At 68.9% G+C, this 16,977-nt stretch carries 12 protein-coding genes and 1 pseudogene; 3 read left to right on the top strand and 10 right to left on the bottom strand.

The window, feature by feature from the left end:
• The coding region (locus tag ABZ260_RS07140) for a beta-ketoacyl synthase N-terminal-like domain-containing protein (RefSeq protein ID WP_355613849.1) at positions 1-4,307 on the bottom strand (4,307 nt) is incomplete at its 3' end.
• Positions 4,308-5,039: 732 nt separating this feature from the next.
• On the opposite strand from ABZ260_RS07140, the gene kstD reads away from it, so the two are divergent.
• A complete protein-coding gene (gene kstD, locus ABZ260_RS07135) occupies positions 5,040-6,773 on the top strand; it encodes a 3-oxosteroid 1-dehydrogenase (RefSeq protein ID WP_355613847.1) in 1,734 nt (577 codons plus the stop codon).
• Between the two features lie 239 nt (positions 6,774-7,012).
• Here kstD and ABZ260_RS07130 read toward each other — a convergent pair whose 3' ends face one another.
• Positions 7,013-7,744 carry an SDR family NAD(P)-dependent oxidoreductase gene (locus ABZ260_RS07130; protein WP_355613845.1) on the bottom strand — a complete coding sequence of 244 codons (732 nt, stop codon included), beginning with the start codon at positions 7,742-7,744 and terminating at the stop codon, positions 7,013-7,015.
• A gap of 69 nt (positions 7,745-7,813) precedes the next feature.
• Here ABZ260_RS07130 and ABZ260_RS07125 point away from each other — a divergent pair, with 69 nt between their 5' ends.
• Together ABZ260_RS07125 and ABZ260_RS07120 are read left to right on the top strand one after the other, a co-directional pair.
• A complete protein-coding gene (locus tag ABZ260_RS07125) occupies positions 7,814-8,413 on the top strand; it encodes a TetR/AcrR family transcriptional regulator (protein WP_355613843.1) in 600 nt (199 codons plus the stop codon).
• A gap of 81 nt (positions 8,414-8,494) precedes the next feature.
• Positions 8,495-9,244 carry a Mut7-C RNAse domain-containing protein gene (locus ABZ260_RS07120; RefSeq protein WP_355613841.1) on the top strand — a complete coding sequence of 250 codons (750 nt, stop codon included), beginning with the start codon at positions 8,495-8,497 and terminating at the stop codon, positions 9,242-9,244.
• A 68-nt stretch (positions 9,245-9,312) separates the two neighbouring features.
• On the opposite strand, the gene ABZ260_RS07115 is transcribed toward ABZ260_RS07120, so the two are convergent.
• The 8 genes and pseudogenes from ABZ260_RS07115 to ABZ260_RS07080 form a co-directional block, all read right to left on the bottom strand.
• Positions 9,313-9,507 (bottom strand): ferredoxin, encoded by a 195-nt coding sequence (locus ABZ260_RS07115; RefSeq protein WP_350923953.1) that lies wholly within the window; start codon positions 9,505-9,507, stop codon positions 9,313-9,315.
• A 51-nt stretch (positions 9,508-9,558) separates the two neighbouring features.
• Positions 9,559-10,785 carry a cytochrome P450 gene (locus ABZ260_RS07110; protein ID WP_355613839.1) on the bottom strand — a complete coding sequence of 409 codons (1,227 nt, stop codon included), beginning with the start codon at positions 10,783-10,785 and terminating at the stop codon, positions 9,559-9,561.
• 119 nt (positions 10,786-10,904) lie between these two features.
• Positions 10,905-10,994 (bottom strand): annotated as a pseudogene (locus tag ABZ260_RS07105) (ferredoxin); the annotation flags it as partial.
• Positions 10,995-11,042: 48 nt separating this feature from the next.
• Complete coding sequence (locus tag ABZ260_RS07100) at positions 11,043-11,702, bottom strand: TetR family transcriptional regulator (protein ID WP_355613837.1); 660 nt, start codon at positions 11,700-11,702, stop codon at positions 11,043-11,045.
• Positions 11,696-12,892, bottom strand: a complete 1,197-nt coding sequence (locus tag ABZ260_RS07095) for a cytochrome P450 (RefSeq protein ID WP_355613835.1) — start codon at positions 12,890-12,892, stop codon at positions 11,696-11,698. Before ABZ260_RS07095 ends, ABZ260_RS07100 begins: the two co-directional genes overlap by 7 nt.
• A gap of 379 nt (positions 12,893-13,271) precedes the next feature.
• A complete protein-coding gene (locus ABZ260_RS07090; RefSeq protein ID WP_355613833.1) occupies positions 13,272-14,417 on the bottom strand; it encodes an alpha/beta hydrolase in 1,146 nt (381 codons plus the stop codon).
• A gap of 42 nt (positions 14,418-14,459) precedes the next feature.
• Entirely contained in the window at positions 14,460-15,128 is a 669-nt protein-coding gene (locus ABZ260_RS07085) for a response regulator transcription factor (RefSeq protein ID WP_355613851.1), read from the bottom strand.
• Positions 15,125-16,975 carry a histidine kinase gene (locus ABZ260_RS07080; RefSeq protein WP_355613831.1) on the bottom strand — a complete coding sequence of 617 codons (1,851 nt, stop codon included), beginning with the start codon at positions 16,973-16,975 and terminating at the stop codon, positions 15,125-15,127. The genes ABZ260_RS07085 and ABZ260_RS07080 overlap by 4 nt, the downstream gene beginning before the upstream one ends.
• Positions 16,976-16,977: the final 2 nt, after the last annotated feature.

The raw sequence follows: 16,977 nt of genomic DNA, 5'->3' as shown, positions 1-16,977 counted from the left end.
GAACCGGGCGCGCCGGCGACGCCACGTGCCACCTCGGCCGCGCCGTCACCGCCTGCCAGCAGCACCGCCCGGTGGGCGAACTCCGAGCGGGCCCTGACCAGCGAGTAGCCGACATCGGCCGGATCCGCACCGGTCTCGGCCACGAAGGACGTCAGCCGATCGATCTGAGCATCGAGCGCGGCCTCGGTCCTACCGGAGACCACCCAGGGCACCACGACAGGCGCCGTACCCGATGTCGTAGCGGGCTCGGCCTGTTCGGACGGCTGCTCGACGATCACGTGCGCGTTGGTGCCGCTGATCCCGAACGACGACACTCCGGCCCGGCGGGGCCGTCCGGTCTCCGGCCACCCGGCGTGCTCGGTCACCAGCCCGACCGCGCCGGCCGACCAGTCCACCTGCGACGTGGGGGCGTTGACGTGCAACGTCCGCGGCACGACCCCCTGCCGCATGGCCATCACCATCTTGATCACGCCCGCGACCCCCGCGGCCGCCTGGGTGTGACCGATGTTCGACTTGATCGACCCGAGCAGCAGCGGCCGGTCCCGATCCTGCCCGTACGTCGCCAGCAGGGCCTGGATCTCGATCGGGTCACCCAGCCTGGTGCCCGTACCGTGCGCCTCCACCACGTCCACGTCCGAGGGGGAGAGCCCGGCGCCGGCCAGGGCCTGCCGGATCACCCGCTGCTGGGAGACGCCGCTGGGAGCGGTCAGGCCGTTGGAGGCGCCGTCGGAGTTGACGGCCGATCCGCGGAGCACGGCGAGCACCCGGTGGCCGTTGCGCCGGGCGTCGGAAAGCCGTTCCAGCACCAGCACGCCCACGCCCTCGGCCCATCCCGTGCCGTCGGCGGCGTCGGCGAACGCCTTGCACCGCCCGTCCGGGGAGAGGCCGCCCTGCTTGGCGAACTCCAGGAAGATGCCCGGCGTCGACATGACGGTGACCCCGCCCGCCAGCGCCAGCGAGCACTCCCCCGACCGCAGCCCCTGCGCGGCCAGGTGCAGGCCGACCAGCGACGACGAGCACGCGGTGTCCACCGTGATCGCGGGGCCCTCCAGCCCCAGGGCATACGCCACCCGGCCGGACAGGACGCTGGGCGAGGTACCCGTCAGCGTGTAGCCTTCGGCGTCACCGGACGCCTCGTGCATCCGGGCGCCGTAGTCCTGCGCCATCGCGCCGAGATACACGCCGGTCCGGGTGCCGCCCAGCGACGACGGCGGGATCCCGGCCCGCTCCACCGCCTCCCAGGTCACCTCCAGCGCCAGCCGCTGCTGCGGATCCATCGCCAGCGCCTCACGCGGCGAGATCCCGAAGAAGTCGCTATCGAACCCGGCCGCATCGGCCAGGAACCCGCCTTGCTGCGGCAGCGTTGACAACGCGTCGAGATCCCAGCCACGGTCGACCGGGAACGCGGAGATCGCGTCGGCGCCGGAGTCCATGAGACGCCAGAGCGCGGCCGGCGAGTCCACTCCCCCCGGCAGACGGCACGCCATTCCCACGATCACCACGGGATCGTCGTCGCCGGCTACCGGCTCTTGGTTCACCCGGACCGGCTCCGATCCGTCGGCAAGAGAGTCCAGGTAGGACGTCAACGCCGCCGGAGTCGGATGGTTGTAGATCACCGTGGTGGACAGCGAGAGCCCGGTCGCGGCGACGAGTCTCGCCCGCAGGTCGGCCGCGGTGACCGAGTCGATGCCGAGTTCTTTGAACGTGGCAGTGGGGTCGAGGTCCGTGTGGCCGAGCACGGCGCCGATCTCAGCGGCGACGATTCCGGCCATGTTCACCGCGGCCGGCCGCTCGGCCTTCTCCGGCTCGTCAAGCCAGTACCGCCGGCGCTGGAAGACATAGCCCGGCAACCGGACGCGGCGCGCGGCATCGAACACCGCGTGCCAGTCCACGGTGACGCCGTGGGTGTACGCGGTCGCCAAGGACAACAGGAACCTGTCAAATCCTCCGTCGTCGCGGCGCAGTGTGCCCACCGCCGAGACATCACCCTCTATCGAGGGCGTCAGCACCGGATGCGGGCTCATCTCCAGGAAGACCTCGTGCCCGGCGGCCTTCAGCGCATCCGTCGCCGCCTCGAACTCAACAGGCTGGCGCAGGTTGCGCACCCAGTAGTCGCCGTCCAGCACTTCGCTACCGTCCACCGTGGACTGGATGGGAATCCGAGGTTCCTGTGGTCGTATCGGAGCGAGCAGCTCGGCCAGCTCCGCCATGACAGGTTCGACCTGTGCCGTGTGGGAGGCGTAGTCGACATCGATCAGCTTGATCCTGACACCGGCTTGGGTAAGTTCGTCGACGAGCTGCCGCATCGGACCAGGTTCACCTGCCACGACGACGGATTTGGGGCCGTTGACCGCCGCGACCGAGATTACCGGCGGGAGCAACGGTCGCAGCTCGTCGAGGGACATCGCGACCGATGCCATCCTCCCGCGACCGGCAAGCCCCGCACCGATGACCTTGCTACGCATGGCGACGACACGCGCACCATCCTCTATGGACAACACGCCGGCCACATTCGCTGCGGCGATCTCGCCCTGGGAGTGACCGACGAGCGCTGCGGGCTCGACACCGTAGGAACGCCAAAGCGCGGCGGCGGAGACCATGAACGCCCACAGCACCGGCTGCACGACGTCCACTCGGGCGAGCGCGGCTTCGTCGTCGAGCACGCTGAACGGATCCCAGGTCACGAACGATCTCAACGCCTTCGCGCAGGCGGTGTACTGCTCGCGGAAGACCGGTGACGTGTCAAGGAGTTCGGTCCCCATACCGACCCATTGCGTCCCTTGCCCAGGGAACACGAAGACCGGTTTCACCTCGGCACGGGCCTTGGCGCTGACCACGTTCGGTCCGGTAAGGGTGTCGAGAGCCCCCAGAAACTCGGTCCGGCTGGTTGCGCTGATCACCGTCCGATGCGGGAACACGGTGCGGGTCGTCGCCAACGAGAAGCCGACGTCCGCGGGACTCAGGTCGGGACGGGACAGAAGCTCCGCGTGCAGGACGCGGGCTTGGTCGCGGACCGCACCCGCCGTCTTGCCCGACATCGGCCACAACAGCGGTGCCTCGACGGGGTTCTCCGGTGCGTCGGCCCCGCGCCCGGTCGACGAAAGCACGACGTGACAGTTGGTCCCGCCGACTCCGAACGACGAGACACCCGCCACCGCACCGTCTGGCAGCGGGGTGTTCTCTTGGACGACCTGGAGGCGCCAGGCGTCGAAGTCGATCTCGGGGTTGGGTTCGGCGAAGTTCAGGCTGGGCGGAATCACCCGGTGCCGCAGCGAAAGCACGGCCTTCAGGAAACCTGCCAGCCCGGCCGCGCCTTCCAGGTGACCGATGTTCGTCTTGACCGACCCGACCAGCAACGGCGAGTCCCGGCCCGGGGCGAAGACCGCGCCGAGCGCCGCCGCCTCGATCCGGTCGCCGACCGCCGTGCCGGTCCCGTGCAATTCCACGTAGTGCAGATCGCTCGGCGCCACCCCGGCCCGGCGACAAGTGGCCCGAATCACCGCCTGCTGCGCCTCACCGCGCGGCACCGCGAGCGAGTCACCGCCACCGTCGTTGTTCAGCGCGGTCCCCCGTATGACGGCGTACGCGTCGTCGCCGTCCTCCCACCGTTTGAGCACGACACAGACGCCGCCCTCACCGCGCACGTAACCGTTGGCGCGAGCGTCGAAGGTGAAGCATCGCCCGTCGGCGGACAGCCCACCGAACTCCTCGACGATATTGGTGCTCTCCTCGGCCATGATGAGGTTCACACCGCCGACCAGGGCGATCTCGCTCTCGCCGCTCCGCAGGCTTTCGCACGCCAGGTGCAAGGCGGCCAATGACGAGGACTGCCCGGTGTCGACGGTCAGACTCGGCCCGTTGACACCCAGGAAGTACGAGAGGCGGTTGGCAATGATCCCGCGGCCGATTCCGGTCAGCGAGTGGTGGCCGATGCGCCCGGCGCGGTGGCTCAGATACGCATAGTCGTCGGCCATCGCACCGACGAAAACGCCGGTCGGCGTCCCTTTGAGGACACCTGGGATGATTCCGGCGTCTTCCAGCGCTGCCCAGCCGAGTTCGAGCATGATCCGCTGCTGCGGATCGGTGTACCGGGCCTCTCGTGGGGAGAGTCCGAAGAAGGCCGCGTCAAAAGCCTCCTTGTCCGCCAACCGTCCCGCCCACCTCGGCCCACCGTCACCGGTCCGTTCGGTGACCGCGTCGACCCCACCGGTCAACAAGTCCCAGAACGCCGCTGGACCATCGGCCTGAGGCAACCGACAAGCAACACCCACAACAGCTATATCCGCCGAAGTCGCCAGTTTGCTCATGGGGTTGTCTCCAAGGGGCTGGCCTCAGTTCATGATCTACTTTCCCCGGGATTGTAGGGATGGTGTATCTAGGGCAATGCCTAGTTCTCATTCGGTCCTGAATATCGACCCGAGTTCAACAGATAATCGCTCTACAGATAATTGCTCTGCTGGGGTCATGATGCGCTCGTTTGCGCAGCTCAGCACGTGAGGGCCTATCGGGGTGGGCGAATTCTCCTGAGGCACGCTTCGGTGGGAAATGCTGCGTCGACCTGGGTTTTCCCTGTATGGTCCAGTCCTGCGTTCGTCTTTGGCCGGGTAGATTCGAGGCAGTGGGCGCCGAGCCAGCCGCTCGAAGGTGACTTGCCGTGCCGAAGTTCCTTCTCGCCCGCTCTTTGGGATTACTCGTCGCCACACGGGACTGCCCGATCAGGCCCCTCTCCATGATCAGAAGGTATGCCAAGGGCGCCATCCAAAAATGGGAGCGACGGCGACGAAGCAGGGCGACCCGGTGTGGCGGAGGGACGACAGCGACGGGAACCACAATCGGCCGGCCGCCCGTGGCGGACATCCGGATCCGTCAAGGTCGACGCCGTCCGCCGTTGACAGGTATACCAACCAAGCGCATGATTGGCACTCCGAAATAGAACATGTTTCAACAGCAGGTACCGGGCGCGAGGTGCCGTCAAGGCCGTTTCTCATGCGAAGGGTCTTCGAATGCCTGCTCACAGTTCCCATCCGACCCGCCGGCAGGTGCTGCGCGGTGCCGCCGCCGGCGCCGGGATCGCGTTCGGCTCAAAGATAATCGGCAGTGTCGCCGCCCATGCGGATATCGCTGACGCGCCGGAGTATGACGTCGTGGTGGTCGGGGCCGGGGCAGCCGGGATGACTGCTGCGCTGGTGGCGGCAGAGCGAGGGCTGAACACGCTCGTGGTCGAGAAGGCGGCCAAATTCGGCGGCTCGGCGGCCCGGTCGGGTGCGGGGATCTGGATACCGAACAACCAGGTCATTCTCGCCGCGGGGGTACCGGACACCCCGGCCAAAGCCGCCGCCTATCTCGCGGCGGTCGTCGGGAGCGAGGTGCCCGCAGGCCGACAGGCGGCGTTTCTCGACAACGGCCCCGCCATGATCTCTTTCGTGATGCAGAACAGCCCGTTGCGCTTCCGCTACATGGAGGGCTACTCCGACTACTATCCCGAACGGACCGGCGGCCTGCCGAACGGCCGATCCATCGAGCCGGACATGTTCGACGGGAATCTCCTCGGCCCGGAACTGGCCAACCTGAACCCTGCCTACATTCCGGTTCCGAACGGCCAGGTGGTCTTCAGCGCCGACTACAAGTGGCTCAACCTCGCCCTGGTCAACGCCAAGGGCGCCGCCATCGCGCTCGAAACCTACAATCGCTGGATCAAGGCCACCGCACAGGGCAAGAAACCGCTCACCATGGGCCAATCGCTGGCCGGAGCGCTGCGGGCCGGACTGCTGCAGGCCGGTGTGCCGGTCTGGCTGAACACCCCGCTCGTCGATCTACGCGTCGACGCGGGCCGGGTCACCGGCGTACTGGTGACCCGCAACGGCACACAGACCCTGCTCAAGGCCAAGTACGGGGTCGTGGTCGCCTCGGGCGGCTTCGAGCACAACGCCGGCATGCGCAACCGATATCAGCAGCAGCCCATCGGCACCGATTGGACCATCGGTGCCGCCTCCAACACCGGCGACGGTATCTTGGCCGGTCTCGCGACCGGCGCCGAGGTCGCGCTGATGGACGACTCCTGGTGGGGGCCGGTGATCCCGCTGCCCGGCGAACCGTACTTCTGTCTGGCCGAGCGCACCCTTCCGGGCAGCATCATCGTCAACCAGCAAGGCATGCGCTTCGTGAACGAAGCCGCGCCCTACAGCGACGTGGTCCATGTCATGTACCAGAAGAACGCCACGGCGCCGGACATCCCCTCCTGGATGATCATCGACCAGAGCTACCGCAACCGCTACCTTTTCAAGGATCTCGCGCCGACCCTGCCGTTCCCGGACGCGTGGTACGGCAACGGTGCCCTTGTCAGGTCGAGCACGATCGCGGGTCTGGCGGCCAAGATGGGCGTCCCCGCCAATACCCTGCAGGGCACGATCAGCCGCTTCAACGGCTTCGCCGCGACCGGCAGGGACCTCGATTTCAAGCGTGGCAACAGTGCCTACGATCACTACTACACCGACCCGGCGGTCATTCCCAACTCCTGTCTCGCCCCGCTGTGGCTTCCGCCGTTCTATGCCTTCAAGATCGTCCCCGGTGATCTCGGCACGAAGGGCGGAATGGTCACTGACGACAAGGCCCGGGTGCTCTCTCCGGCCGCTGCGGTCATCCCCGGCCTTTATGCGGCCGGCAATGCCAGCGCCGCCGTCATGGGCCACAGTTACGCCGGCGCCGGTTCCACCATCGGCCCCGCCATGACGTTCGGCTACGTCGCCGCCAACCACATCGCTGACAACCGCTGAGCAAGGACGGTCACGCGGCGATCCGGGGTTCCTATGTGCAGGCGGCCTGAAAAGGCGCGGAGGTCGGCCTCGGCCTCGGCCTACCAGCCTGCCGCCGGTGACGTGGTCCACGTTCACACCGTGCCCCACCCCCGGCGAGTGCCACTCGAACCGGGACAGCACGCGCCCCGGTTCCTGCCCGATGTCCACCTGGGCACCCTCGCGCGACGGCTGTTCCGAACAGGTCACGAAAAGCGGTGCTACCCGTCGCGCGTCACCCGGTAGCTCAGCCGCGGACTCACCCGGTGCAGCGCGTTGAGCAGCCTGATCTTGCCCACATAGACGTGGTCGCGATTTCGGTCGATGGCGCGGGCGATGGCCCGGGCGGCGTCCTGCGGGCTGATCTTTCCCCTGCCGCGGCCCGCGGTCATGTCGGTGTCGATGAGCGGCAGCATCGCCTCGGTGACCGCCACTCCCGATGCCGCGGCCTGTTCCTGGTAGCGCAGGCTCCGGGTGAAGGTGCGCAGGCCCGATTTCGTCGCACAGTACACCGCGGCACCGCGCTTGGGCGCGATGGCCAGCCCCGAGGTCACGTTGACGATCCGAGAGCCTGGCCGGGCCCGTAGCAACGGCAGGCAATGTGCCGTCAACCGCAAGGGGCCGGTCAGGTTGATCGCGATCTCCCGGCTGATGCGATCGCACCCCTGCTCCGGTGTCAGGTCTCCGAGTTCGTAGACGTCCTGGACAGCGGCATTGTTGACCAGCAGCGACAGCTCGCCCAGGCGGGTCGCCGCCTCGGCGAGAAGACGCAGTTGCGTCACATCGGCGAGATCGCACGGGACTGCCGTGACCTGCGGCAGGGCGGCCGCGACGCGGGCCAGAGCATCGGCGTCCCGACCGCACAGCAGCAGCCGATATCCGCGCCGTGCCAGCTCGTGCGCCAGTGCGGCACCCACTCCGCGCGACCCTCCTGTGATCAACGCCAGGGGCATGACACGCTCCTCCCGCCCAGATTCATTACGTCTGTGTATCGTAACGTATCTAGGTGAGAAGATAAGCCCATGCGTGACATCGACCGGCCGCGCGGCGGCAGACCCCTCGACAGTGACGCCTCTCAGCGCATCCTGCGGGCCACGCTCGAAATCGTCGCGGAGAACGGGCTGGGCAAGACGACCATCGAGGCCATCGCGCGCCGCGCGGGCGTGGGCCGCCCCACCGTGTACCGACGCTGGCCCGACATCGCCCCGCTGATCTCCGACGCGGTGGACATGGCCTTCGCCCAGGTGAGCGAGACCACCGAGGAGACCGACGACGTCGCCGCCGCCCTGGAAACCCTGCTCCACAAAAAGATCACCGTGCTGACGACCACCCTCGCCGGAGAGTTGATCAGACAGCTCGCACCGCATTTCGCGGCCGACGACGCCCTGGGAAAGGCCCTGTCGCAAGCTCATCAGCACCAGCAGGCATCCTTGGCACCCATCATGGAAAGGGCCCAGCGAGAAGATCGGCTGAACCTCCCGAGCGTCGCGCTGGCCACCGAGGCCGTGCTGGGCATCATCTACCTGCGCCTGCTGACCGCGCTGCCCCCGCTCCACCCCGAACAGGCAGCGGATCTGGCCGCGCTGGCCATAAGCCCGCGTTCAGAGTCGACGCCAACATAGATCACGCAGGCCCGGGTCACGGTCGTCACCCAACCCGCACCACAACCTCGAAGCACCTGAGGTGGATGGCATGCTGAAAGTGTGATCGAATCTGACATCCGCCTGCATATCGCCACCGAGTTGCTCCTGTTCCTGCCCGCGCGCCGGCGAGGCGAGTGGCAGCGGGTGGCGCCCGACGGGACATCGACGCTGGGGCATGTCGTGGAGTCACTTGGCATTCCGCTGCCGGAGGTGGGGCTCTTGACCGTCGAAGGCGCGGAGGTCGGCCCGTCCTACCAGCCCGCCGCCGGTGACGTGATCCACGTTCACGCCGTGCCCCGCCCCCAGCGAGTGCCGCTCGAACCGGGACAGCAGGCGCCCCGGTTCCTGCTCGACGTCCACCTGGGCACCCTCGCGCGACGGCTCCGGCTGCTGGGCGTGGACGCGACCTACCACAACGACATGGACGACCCCTCCCTGGTCGTCGAGGCGAACCGGGAACGCCGCGTGCTGCTGACCCAGGACCACGGCCTGCTCTGCCGCCGGGCGCTCTGGCTCGGCGCCTACGTACGAGGCAACAAGGCGAACGACCAGCTCCGTGACCTGCTGGAGCGATTCGCGCCACCGCTGCGGCCGTGGACCCGCTGCACGGCCTGCAACGGGGAGTTGATCCCCGTCGAGAAAGACGAGATCGACCGCCTGCTGGAGCCCGGGACCAAGCGTTCCTACGACGTCTACGGCCGATGCTCGGAATGCGGCCAGGTCTACTGGCGCGGCGCGCACAGCGAGCGTCTGGAAGAGATCATACGGGCGGCCATGCACACGGCCGGCCTGGGCCCGGAGAACGGCTGAGCACGGCGCGGCGGCACGGAGCACTGAGATCGAGAACCATGGCGCAGCGTCCGGAGTCGATCTGCCCGTCACTCCTCGATGTGGATGGCCAGCGCCGGGCAGACCACCGCGGCGTGCCGGACGTCGGCGGCCTGTTCCGCCGGCGGGTCCGGGTTGAGCAGCACGACGATGCCGTCCTCGTCACGCTGGTCGAACACGTCCGCGGCAGCGACCACGCACTGTCCGGAAGCGACACACTTGTCCTGGTCGATGGTCACCTTCATGAGATCCTCCTGGTTATCGGCGTAGTCGGTTGCCTGCCGTGCGGGGGAAGGTCACCAGGTCACGGGGAGTTCGTAGACTCCGTAGACGGACCCGTCGTGCTTGAACGGGATCTGGTCCAGGTCCGCGGCCGGCCGCAGGGTGGGGATGCGCCGGTAGAGGGTGCTGTAGACGATCTGCAGTTCCAGCCGGGCCAGCGACTGGCCCAGGCACTGGTGCACCCCGAAGCCGAAGGCCACGTGGCGGCGGGCGTCGCGCTGGATGTCCAGCCGGTCGGGGTCGGGGAACGCCTCGGGGTCACGGTTGCCGATGTCGTTGGCCAAGATCAGCCCGTCGCCGGCGCGGATGAGCCGCCCGGCGATCTCGATGTCCTCCAGCGCCACCCGGCGCCGCCCGTTGTGCGTGATGTGCAGGTAGCGCAGCAGTTCCTCCACCGCCGAGGCGACCAGCCGCTCATCGCCCGAGTCGCGGAGGAGGGCCAGTTGGTCGGGGTGTTCCAGCAGGGCGAGCGTGCCGAGCGCGATCATGTTCGCGGTGGTCTCGTGCCCGGCGATCAGCAGCAGCACCCCCATCTGGGCCGCTTCCTGCCGGGACAGTTCCCCGGTCCTGATCCGCTCGGTCAGCCCGGACAGCATGTCGTCACCGGGGTTGGTGAGCTTCTCGCCCAACAGGTCGTTCAGGTAGCCGGCCAGCCGGCCGAGGGCGGCCGACCGCTGCTCGGGCGTCGCGTCCCGCTTGATGACGGTCTTGCTGTTGTCCTGGAAGAAGTCGTGGTCGGCGTACGGCACGCCGAGCAACTCGCAGATCACCAGTGAGGGCACCGGCAGGGCGAACGCCTCGACCAGGTCGACCGGTTTCGGGCCGGCGAGCATGTCGTCGATCAGGTCATCGACGATCTTCTGCACGGCCGGCCGCAGCGCGGCCACCCGCCTGATGGCGAACGGCGCCGTCACCATCCGCCGCAGCCGGGCATGTTCGGGATCGTCCATCAGGATGAAGCTGACCTTCGACGAACCGTTGACGGGGGCCGAGCTCGGGTAGCCGGGCCGGGTGACGTCGGCACTGACCCTCGGGTCGGCCAGCAGTGCCCGTTGCTCGGCGTAACGGGTCACCAGCCACGGGGTGCTGCCGTCCCACAGACGGACCTTGGCGAGCGGTCCCTCCTGCTGCTTGGCCCGCAGAGTCGGGGGCGGGTCGAACGGGCAGCCCGCCGCCCGGGCCATCGGGTACTCCGGAATCTCCGCGGGGTGCTCACTCGCCGGATTCAACGTACTGGTCATTGATTCCTCCAATGGAACCCGTACCGCGACATGTTCGCGGCAGGCGTTGATGAGCACTTCCCCTCGTGAAGGGGCAGTGGTTGTCGCCGAGAGCGGTGTCGGACCGGCGTTCCTCGGCTGTCATCGCAGGGCTGATCGAGCACCTCCGGTGCGATCAGCACGCACTGGCCGGCACCGCGGCATTTGACCTCGTCCACAGTGACTTTCATGGTCAGCTCCTCCTTTGCCCGCGATTCACCGAGGCGCGACGGCTCCCGTCATGGGCAGGGCGTGACCGGTGCCAGCCACAGCCCGACGAGCGCGTCGATCAACCCGGTCGCGGCGTCGTGCCAGCTGGACCGGGGCGTGGGGGTGCCCTCCGCGAGAGCGCGCTCGCGCTCGGCGTACATGTGCACCATCAGCTGACGGGCCATGTCACCGCGCTCGGCACGCACCTCGGCCGGCAGTTCGGGAAGGCAGCGGTTCAGCCCGTCGAGGACCTGGTGCAGCGACGGCGAGGTGAGAGACTCGTCGACCATGATTTCGCGGAATGCGGGGTCGGTCATCACCTGGGCACCGAACCGGGCATACCACGTGAGGTCCCCCAAGGCGGCCAGATGCTCGGCGCTCGGGCGCACCAGGCAGGCCACCCAGTCCCGCACGTTCGAGCTGTCGCCCATCTCGGCCAGCATCCGCACCCGCACCCGCTCGATCTGCTCGGCGTGTTTGCGCACGATGGCGCGGACCAGATCGGCCTTGGTCCCGAAGTGATAGCCGACCGCGGCGTTGTTCCCCTGCCCCGCGGCCTCGCTGACCTGGCGGTTGGAGACGGCGAACACCCCGTGCTCGGCGAACAACCGCTCCGCCGCCACCAGGATCGACTCCCGCGTCGCATCGGCCCGCTCGGCCCTGACGGTCCTGCCGGCCATGGTCACCATCGCACCGGAACCTCGCGCAACCCGCCGACGACGAGTCCCTCGACCTTGTGCAGCTCTTCCACCGGAACGGCGAGTTCCAGGGAGGGAAGCCGGCGCAGCAGCACCTCGAGCACGACCTGCAACTCGGTGCGGGCCAACGCCTGCCCCAGGCACGAGTGCGCGCCGACGCCGAAGGCCAGATGGGGGTTCGGGCTGCGGCCGAGGTTCATCTCGCCGGCACCCTCGAAGACACTCTCGTCGCGGTTGGCCGCGGCCATGCTGCACACCACGGTCGTCCCAGGCGGTAGCAGGGTCCCGGCGACCTCGATCTCCTCGCCGAGATAGCGCGGCATGCCGAATCCCGGGTTGGCGTCGAACCGCAACGCCTCCTCCACCGCGGAGCGCACCAGCGACCGATCCGCCAGGAGCCGCTCCCAGCGCCGCCGGTCGGCCAGCAGCATCGCCACCATCTTGCCGATCATGTTCGCGGTGGTCTCGTGTCCGGCGACCAGCAGACCCTGGCCGGTGGCCACCAGTGCCGCGTCGGACAGCCGCTCACCGTCACCGTCGGCGCCGGTGATGAGCTCGCTGAGCAGGTCCTCGCCCGGTTCCGCGCGCTTGGCGGCGATGTGGGCGGCCATGTAGGTGACGAACTCGGCCTGTGCCGCGTCGATCTCCGCCTGTGTGTACCGGGTCAGGTTGAGCAACGTGTCGGACCAGTACGCGAACCTGTCCCGGTCCGAGTCCGGGACCCCGAGCAGGCCGCAGATCACCCACACCGGCAACGGGAAGCCCAGGCTCGCCTTGAGGTCCGCCGGCCGGCCCCGCTCCAGCATGTCGTCGACGAGCCGCTCGGCCATCGTCTCCATCCCCGGTCGCAGCGCGGCCATGCGCTTGACGGTGAACCATTTGCCGATCATCCGCCGCCACCGCTTATGCCCCTCACCGGTTTGCGGTATCGACATCGACATCTCGTTGTTGAACAGCCCGCCCGACTCGTTGGCCGAGATCCGGGCCGCGTCGTCCGCGTGCGTCGGCCGGGTGAACCGCGGGTCGGACAGCACCCGTCTGACGTCCTCATAGCGCGTGACCAGCGACGCCTCGTCCCCGCTGGGCAGCGTCACCCGCGCGACCGGACACCCCTGCCGCAGTCGCGCCCATTCGGCCGGCGGCTCCAAAGCCGCCTCGCCGGGAATCGGATAGCTCAGCATCGGCCCACCGTCACCCTGACTCACCATGCCCCCTCCGAACCGACCTTCGAGTCACGATCAGTCAACCGGGGCTGTTAACTTAAGTCAAGCAACTGACTTAAAACCTGTCTAAAATCTGTCAGGCCATCCGCACCCGTACTGTCAAGCCGGAGATTTCACCACGCCCCATGCCGAACCTGCCGTGGCATCCGCCCTGCCGCGGACGAATACCGTCGTGGTGGTGCCGGCCCTCGCCGGGATCGTGGTCTCGCTGATGCACGGGCGAAACAGGAGAACGCCTCAGCGGCAAACGTCTCCAGTCGCGCCCGCACGGCCTCGAGTCCTTGAGGCCTCCAAAGCAGGTGACATACCATCTCTTACCCTAGGTAACCAAGTCCTACTAGGGCGTAGGTAGCTTTCTCCCGAGGAGGAAGGCCGTCAGAAGCTCGCGGTAGAGGTCAGGACGGCCGTTGGCGATGGAGTGCCCTGCGCCGGGCACGTAGAGGAATGTCGAGTTCGGCAGAGTGCGCCGGTATTCGTCGGTGACCTGCCACTTGAGGTAGTCGCACTGGCCGCGCACGATCAGCGTCGGCACGTGGACCTGGCGCAGCTTGGGCCTGGGATCAGGTACGGTCTCCGCGTCTGCGGAGGTGACCTGGTTGACGTAGAAGCCGGGCTGGTTGGTGTGCGTGGGCGCGGGCGCCGCCCCCGGGCAGCCGGTGGCGTCCTTGGCCGAGATGAGCAGTTCGCGGAAGTAGGCGTCCGCCTCGCGGTCGGGCACCATGCTACGCGCGGCCGCCGGGTTGAGCCCGAGCAGGACGTTCTGGACGAGGAAGCGCAGCGAACCGTCGGGCCCGTCCCCGTTGCCCCAGGGCGAGCCCACGCCGTCGGGATAGGCAGGCTCCCAGATCGCTCCCGGCGAGGTCAGCACGGCCCTGGCGACGCGGTCGGGATGGGCCGCCATGTACGCGGCCGCCAGGGTGCCGCCCCAGGACCTGCCGACCAGGATCACCCGCTCCGCGCCGAGCGCGCTGCGGACGGCGTCGAGATCGGCGACGTGCCTGGCCACCGTGTAACCGCTGACATCGTCGAGGCGCGTGGAGCGTCCAGCGCCGAGTTGGTCGTAGGCATAGACGTCGAACCCCTCACCAGCCAGTTCCCGCCCACCCTCCGGGACCCCCTCACCCGGTGTGCCGGGGCCGCCGTGTAGGAAGATCACCGGATACGGCCTGGCCGTACCCCTGGCCGGTTCGCTGACATAGGCCAGGCGGGAGCCGGTGGGCAGGTCCCAGAACCGCACACCCGCCGGAATCACCGGTACCGGCGCGGGAAACGGGAGCAGGACGGTGACGGCGGCGATACCGCAGAGCACAACGGTGATACCTGCGACATACAGTGCTTTTCTCGCGACCAGCCATGCGATCGACACGATCGAGACGGCGGCCGCTCCGGCAAAGACCGGGTACACGGGCACGACCATGGCGACGCCGAAGAAGACCAGCGGCGAGAGGATCAGGGCGAGGACGGCCCCCAGGACAAGCTTCATGGGATCAACGCTAGGAAGGTGGGGAGGCCGGCTCTTCCTCCGTCAGGATGGACTGCTCCCCCGCCGCGCGGCGGGGCGGACCAGGCCCGTCTCGTACGCGGCGATGGTGGCCTGAAGGCGGTTGCGTACGCCGAGCTTGCCGAGGATCACCGCGATGTGGTCCTTGACGGTGGCCGGGCTGATGCCGAGCACCGCGCCGATCTCGGCGTTACTCAGGCCGGTGGCGACCTGCTTGAGCACCTCGGTCTCGCGCGGCGTGAGCACACCCGTGCTGCCGTTGTACGGCGGCGGCTCTTGTGCGAATCGGTCGATGAGCCGCCTCGTGATGCCTGGGTCGAGCATGGCGTCTCCGGCTGCGACCACCCGGACCGCGTCGATCACCCGCTCGGGCTCCGCGTCCTTCAGCAGGAACCCGGCGGCGCCGGCACGCAACGCGCCGAAGACGTAGTCGTCCAGCCCGAACGTGGTCAGCACCACCACCCGCGTCCCGGGCACCTCGGCGGTGATGCGCGCCGTGGCCCGCAGGCCGTCGAGGCCGGGCATCCTGACGTCCATCAGCACCACGTCGGGGCGCGATTGGAGGGTCAGCTCGACCGCCGCCTGCCCGTCGGCCGCCTGACCCACCACGGTCATATCGCGCTCGGCGTCCAGGACGGCTGCTATGCCCGCCCGCACGACCGCCTGATCGTCGGCGACAAGAATGGTGATCATTCGGGTAGCCATACCCGTATCGTGCCATCAGCCATGGTGATCAGTTCCCCCCCAACCGCGTCGGCGAGGTCCCGGAGCCCTGCCGTGGCCTTGCCCTCGATGCTTACGCCACCGTTCAGGTAGGCCACGGTCACCTCGTCGCCGTGCTCGAAGAACTGCTCTGCCGCTCTGAACGCGGCCACCTGAACCGCCGGGTCCACCTCGCGGCGCTCGCCCGTGAACTTGACGATGGCGCCCTTGCGGGAGGCCAGCGCCGCTACCCCGGCCAGCGTAGGGGCCGGATCTCCCGTCTCGCCCAGCTCTTCGAGCAGGTCTCTGAGTGTGGTGAGTCCACCCCTGGCCTCGGCCAGCGCGTCGGCGAGCCTGCCCGCATCCGCCGCCGCCACGACCGCCTCCGCGTGGCGCGTCGCCGTACGCCGCAAGCCGTCCGCGATCCTGTCCCGCTCCGTTCGTACGGCTGCCGCCGTCAGCTCACCCGTCGCCGTGCGCGCCTGCGCCTCCCTGACCGACCGCCGCGCCCGAATCGTCGCGACGGCCGCGCCGAGTGCCCAGGCGGTGACGGCGGGCACGGTGACGCCCAGGCTCAGCACCGCCCACGCGCCCAGCCGGTTGCCCGTGATCCCCGGGCCGGCCGCCAGCGCCAGCCCACCTACCGCCGCCATGCCCAGGCAAGCAGGAAGGCCCTTCCCGCTCAGTCCGATGGCGTAGAGCAGCGCCAGTTCCACCCACGAGCACCACAGGAACACATCTCCTGCGGGCGGTACGGCTCGCGTCGCCACCAGCACCGGGTAGATCGACAGCGCCACCGCCAGCGCTAAGCCGGGTGCCCGTCTGCGCCAGCCGAGCGGTAGTGCGTGGAGGGCGCAGAGGGGAAGGAGAAGCAACAGGTCGGCGGGGTCGCTGTCGAGCAGGCTGGTCCCGACCGACAACCCGACGGCCAACGCCGCCAACGCCCAATCCGCCCCCCGTCTCCCCCGCCACCCGTCCTTCCTCCCCCGCCCCCGTGTCGTCATCCGGAAGGACGCCACCACGGCCCACCCATCACCCTGGGGGCCGGCGGTCAGCGTTCCTCCGCACTCGGCCGCGGCCGCCCTGAGCCCGGCCAGCCCCTTTCCCGCCCCGAGGCCGTCCTCCGCCCTGCCGCTTTCCCCGACCTGGTTGATCACCGTCACCAGCAGGTCTCCGTCGGTGGCGGCGAGCTCCACCCGCACCTGCGCGCCCGGCGCGTATCGGGCGGCGTTGGTCAGCGCCTCCCGCACCACCCGGTACGCGACCGCCGCCACCTCCTCCCGGACCTCGTCCACCGTCCTGCGGTACACCACCCCGGGTCCGGCCAGCGTGTCGACGTCGGCCAGCCGTGGCACCCTGGGAACGCCATCCGTGAGCGCGGCCAGTTCCCTCACCACCAGCCGCCCCTCAGCCGCCGCGTGCTCCAGCGCAGACGCCACCAGCCGCGCGTCCCCCAGCCGCAGCGCTGAGGCCGCGCCGACCACGATGCCGGTGAGCCGATGAGCCGCGGTGTCGTGCAACTCGCCGGCCAGCCGAAGCCGCTCCACCGCGGCAGCCGTCGCGGGCACTGCCTCAACCCCCGCCAGAAAGGCGGCGAGCGCATCTCGCTTGGCAAGGACCCGCCGCCGCCACCGCCCCAGCGCCCACGCCACCGCAGCCAATCCGGCGGCCAGCAACAGGCTCCCGACGACATCACGGACTTGCCACCCCAGAAAGCCGGAGACCCCACCCGTAATGACGACAAAGGCAAGCGCCACCACCCCGGCCGCCTCCGCGGTGCGCCGTACAGCCGCGCCGTACACGATCAGCATGGCAAGGACGAGCGCAACCCACTGCATGG

This window comes from Streptosporangium sp. NPDC006013, from assembly GCF_040614275.1.
Taxonomy (GTDB): domain Bacteria; phylum Actinomycetota; class Actinomycetes; order Streptosporangiales; family Streptosporangiaceae; genus Streptosporangium.
Note: the sequence above shows the minus strand (reverse complement) of the source record. Positions and strands in the feature narration are given on the sequence as shown.

Bases quoted from the DNA above. Each gene is read 5' to 3' on its own strand.
- ABZ260_RS07080 (WP_355613831.1), bottom strand. From the start codon at position 16,975: ATGCAGTGGGTTGCGCTCGTCCTTGCCATGCTGATCGTGTACGGCGCG.
- ABZ260_RS07125 (WP_355613843.1), top strand. From the start codon at position 7,814: ATGCGTGACATCGACCGGCCGCGCGGCGGCAGACCCCTCGACAGTGAC.
- ABZ260_RS07115 (WP_350923953.1), bottom strand. From the start codon at position 9,507: ATGAAGGTGACCATCGACCAGGACAAGTGTGTCGCTTCCGGACAGTGC.
- ABZ260_RS07100 (WP_355613837.1), bottom strand. From the start codon at position 11,702: ATGGTGACCATGGCCGGCAGGACCGTCAGGGCCGAGCGGGCCGATGCG.
- ABZ260_RS07085 (WP_355613851.1), bottom strand. From the start codon at position 15,128: ATGATCACCATTCTTGTCGCCGACGATCAGGCGGTCGTGCGGGCGGGC.
- ABZ260_RS07110 (WP_355613839.1), bottom strand. From the start codon at position 10,785: ATGACCAGTACGTTGAATCCGGCGAGTGAGCACCCCGCGGAGATTCCG.
- ABZ260_RS07090 (WP_355613833.1), bottom strand. From the start codon at position 14,417: ATGAAGCTTGTCCTGGGGGCCGTCCTCGCCCTGATCCTCTCGCCGCTG.
- ABZ260_RS07095 (WP_355613835.1), bottom strand. From the start codon at position 12,892: ATGCTGAGCTATCCGATTCCCGGCGAGGCGGCTTTGGAGCCGCCGGCC.
- ABZ260_RS07130 (WP_355613845.1), bottom strand. From the start codon at position 7,744: ATGCCCCTGGCGTTGATCACAGGAGGGTCGCGCGGAGTGGGTGCCGCA.